Genomic DNA, 2,863 nt, shown 5'->3' with positions numbered 1-2,863 from the left:
TTTATTCTGTCAAGCATATATTTAATTTATGTGCACAATTATAAAAAAAGCTGTCAAGCATATATTTAATTTATGTGCACAATTATAAAAAAAGATATTCAGATACGTAACACTCATCTGAATACCTTTTTTTGTAAACTTTATTAAATTGTCAACTTCTACAGCATCTCCATCAATCTCAAATCGTGCAATTACATCACATCCACACTTATCTGCAAGTATATCTGCTGCTTTGCAGAAAGTATTTTGTCTGACTGGGGCATACATTATTAAAATATAATTGCATAACAAACAGTTCTATAATCTGTCAGGATTATCATATATATTTATATATTCGGCTACAGATCTGTCAAATGTCTTGATATGACCAAACAGCCAGTCAATAACATTGATTTTTACCTGTTCCATAAACTTTTCATCTGGTCCCTCATTTTCATCCAGATAGTCATAGAGTACCTTAACAGTATGCCTGAACTCCTCATGCTTCTTTATATGTTCCTCCAAGCCTGGGTAACCTACATCTTTCTGCAGTTTTTCTTCTTCTTTGAAATGAAATTCCGTATATTCATCAAGATAATCAAGCATTTTAATTGCCTTTACTCTTGCATCTTCTGATTCACATGCACTCACAAACTGCTGAATACGATCAATCAGTTCCTTATGCTGCTCGTCTATTGTCTTATTGCCTGTTATTAAATTATCATCAAATGTAATTACTGTCATAAAACCACCTTACAATCCACCTCATATAAGTTACCAAATTGCATAAATATTCTAATTCTTTTCTACTTCTTCACTTTTCTTAACTGCACCTTTGCCCGAAATCATCTTATACCCAGAGAGTACAGAAAATAACATACATCCCATTGCTCCAATCGCAAAAATCTTATGTTCCTTCATCTTTCCTCTGAAGCCGGTATAAAATGTAGCAACCATACATGCTAATGCACCTACTGCCCAATATTTATGAGTTTTCACGATTTCACCTCCAATCTCTTTAATTGTAACGCAAATATAATTGCTGTACAACACCATTATCTATGCATTTCTTTATATGTTCTGTCAATGATGTTTCATAAATTTTTCAACAAGTTCAGCTGATTTCTTAATAATTCTCTGCATGCACTTCAAAATAGCTCTGCGGATGATTACATACCGGGCATACCTCAGGTGCTTTTGTTCCTACCACAATATGTCCACAGTTACGGCATTCCCATACCTTAACCTCGCTCTTTTCAAATACCTGTGCAGTTTCAATATTTTTAAGAAGTGCACGATATCTCTCCTCGTGATGCTTCTCAATCTCTCCTACAGCTCTGAATTTTGCTGCAAGTTCATGAAAACCTTCTTCCTCAGCTGTTTTAGCAAAGCCTTCATACATATCTGTCCACTCATAATTCTCACCTTCTGCAGCTGCTACTAAATTTTCTTTTGTATCTCCAATTCCTGCTAATTCCTTGAACCACATCTTTGCATGTTCTTTTTCATTATCTGCGGTCTTTAAAAACAATGCTGACATCTGTTCATAGCCTTCCTTTTTTGCTACAGAAGCAAAATAGGTATACTTATTTCTTGCCTGAGACTCCCCTGCAAATGCTTCCTGTAAATTTTTTTCTGTCTGTGTTCCTGCGTATTTGTTCGCTGTCATTTCTTTTACCTCCGTTTTCTTCACTACTTTTTTAAAATCTGATGCCGGGTGCTTACACAAAGGACATATAAAATCATCCGGTAATTCTTCGCCTACATATTCATATCCACAGATTCTGCAACGCCATATCGTCTGACCATCCTCCGTTTGTCCAACTGCCTCCTTTTCCGATTGTAGGATATGCTTCTTTTATAAATTCATACACTTCAGTTGCTGTAACATGCCTTTTCATCTTATATACGGCATTTCGTACGAGATCTTTCTGAATAGTATTTCTTCTATTTGTCATCCAATCTCCTTATTAGGATTTGTTCTTAATAAGGATTATATATCATTTTAATAGTTCTGTCAATAAAATAGTAATGATTCTTGTTATTATTTTTACTTTAACTATAAAAATAGATATCGCTATTTCAAACGCTACCAATATTCCAATTTTAACAATATTGCTTCCTACAAGCATCGCTGCAGCTAGCGAATCTATTAAAATATGTGCGATTACGCAGGGTAACACACCTTTGGAATATTCTTTTATTGTTCCAAACATAAATGTATTTCCTAATATCATTAGATAGAATATTAGATAATTACTAGATCCAGCTGTAATCCAAGGTAATCTATAAATTGGAATGTGCCATAAAAACCACACGATTGATATTAAGAACATTTTTAATACATATGACTTTATATTAAACTTTGGTTGCAAATACCATCTCCAACCACATTCTTCTAATCCACCTTGCAGGATTGTCCATGGCATATATACCAATACTGAAATAATTGTTCCGCCCGTCAACGATATATTTCCCATTATAAATGAAACACCATAATATACGCATACACTACCAATTGCCAAGATATATGAGTAGATGGACTCTCTCTGCAAAAACATATCTTTGAGCACCGCTTTCTGCCCATCTGATTTTGCAAAAGCAATCGCAACAAACATTGGCGTTAAGTTCATTAAAATAAACAAGACAGAGGAACCAATTGAATTTCCTTCAGAAAACAAAATAAGTAATATCTGACCAATAACAAGAGTTACTGCAAGCGTTATTGCAGAATAGGATAATGATTTTTTCATCATAATCTCTCCATAAATTCACATTGAACAAAATCGCTACGCGATGGCCTGCCGAGGCTGTGGCATAGCGATTTTCTGTTTTCTATAACAAAACAGTGGAAAGCAAGTCCTAAAAGTAGTATTGTTAAATC

The 2,863-nt window shown here is 34.3% G+C and carries 5 protein-coding genes; all 5 read right to left on the bottom strand.

The features are described from left to right. Positions 1 to 297 precede the first annotated feature (297 nt). The 5 genes from DXB52_RS15225 to DXB52_RS15205 all read right to left on the bottom strand — a co-directional run bounded on the left by DXB52_RS15225 (position 298) and on the right by DXB52_RS15205 (position 2,732). Positions 298 to 723: a bacteriohemerythrin gene (locus DXB52_RS15225; protein WP_054751468.1), complete on the bottom strand. Its 426-nt coding sequence runs from the start codon at positions 721 to 723 to the stop codon at positions 298 to 300. 51 nt (positions 724 to 774) lie between these two features. Further along, a complete protein-coding gene (locus DXB52_RS15220; protein WP_054751798.1) occupies positions 775 to 978 on the bottom strand; it encodes a DUF6219 family protein in 204 nt (67 codons plus the stop codon). A 127-nt stretch (positions 979 to 1,105) separates the two neighbouring features. Beyond that, positions 1,106 to 1,777 carry a rubrerythrin gene (gene rbr, locus DXB52_RS15215; protein WP_472520499.1) on the bottom strand — a complete coding sequence of 224 codons (672 nt, stop codon included), beginning with the start codon at positions 1,775 to 1,777 and terminating at the stop codon, positions 1,106 to 1,108. Then, entirely contained in the window at positions 1,749 to 1,937 is a 189-nt protein-coding gene (locus DXB52_RS15210) for a hypothetical protein (protein WP_330581133.1), read from the bottom strand. The genes rbr and DXB52_RS15210 overlap by 29 nt, the downstream gene beginning before the upstream one ends. A gap of 42 nt (positions 1,938 to 1,979) precedes the next feature. Then, positions 1,980 to 2,732 carry a CPBP family intramembrane glutamic endopeptidase gene (locus DXB52_RS15205; RefSeq protein ID WP_207661773.1) on the bottom strand — a complete coding sequence of 251 codons (753 nt, stop codon included), beginning with the start codon at positions 2,730 to 2,732 and terminating at the stop codon, positions 1,980 to 1,982. Positions 2,733 to 2,863 lie beyond the last annotated feature (131 nt).

Source organism: Ruminococcus sp. OM04-4AA, assembly GCF_003462585.1.
Classification (GTDB): Bacteria; Bacillota; Clostridia; order Lachnospirales; family Lachnospiraceae; genus Mediterraneibacter; species Mediterraneibacter faecis.
The sequence above is the reverse complement of the archived record's forward strand: the minus strand, read 5'-3'. Positions and strand labels throughout refer to the sequence as shown.